This window comes from Methylobacterium nigriterrae (genome assembly GCF_037106235.1).
GTDB lineage: Bacteria > Pseudomonadota > Alphaproteobacteria > Rhizobiales > Beijerinckiaceae > Methylobacterium > Methylobacterium nigriterrae.
The window spans coordinates 1-588 of sequence record NZ_JBAWTG010000496.1 but is presented as its reverse complement, the minus strand read 5'-3'; the positions used below and the strand labels follow the sequence as shown (position 1 = coordinate 588).

Here is a 588-nt window from a genome sequence, read left to right as displayed (position 1 = left end):
AACAGCCAGAGCGTCCAGCCGTAGCAGAAGTCGGTCAGGGTGACCGGCAGCATCCGCCTGAGCAGCCGCCGCCACGGCACCGCCTTGCGCTCGCCCGCGATCCTTCTCGCTGGCAGAACCGCGATCTCGGCCTCGGTGACGTGCTTGTGGTCGCGCGGATCGTCGCGGAAGTAGAACCACCAGAGCGCGACCCAGGCGAAGCTGATGAGCCCCACGATGATGAAGGAATCGCGCCAGGACAGGGCGACCACCAGGAAGGCGATGAGCGGCGGCGTCAGCGCGTTGCCGAGCCGGGCGAAGGCGTGCGTGATGCCCTGCGCGAAGCCGCGCCGGTCGGCCGCCATCCAGTTCGACAGCGCCCGGGTGGCGGTCGGGAAGGCCGACCCCTCGCCGATGCCGAGGAGGAATCGCACGGCGATCAGGGACATCGCCCCCTCGACGAAGCCGATCATCACGGTCGCGGCCGACCAGATCGTGCCGCAGATCAGCAGGGTCATCCGCGGGCCGAGCCGATCGCCGAGCCAGCCGCCCGCGATCTGGAAGAAGGCGTAAGGATAGGCGAAGGCCGAGAAGGCGAGGCCGAGCTCG

General features: G+C 69.4%; 1 protein-coding gene. It reads right to left on the bottom strand.

Annotated elements, in window-relative coordinates; translation table 11 throughout:
* On the bottom strand, positions 1-588 hold a 588-nt coding region (locus WDW90_RS37925), incomplete at both ends, for an MFS transporter (protein ID WP_336492849.1).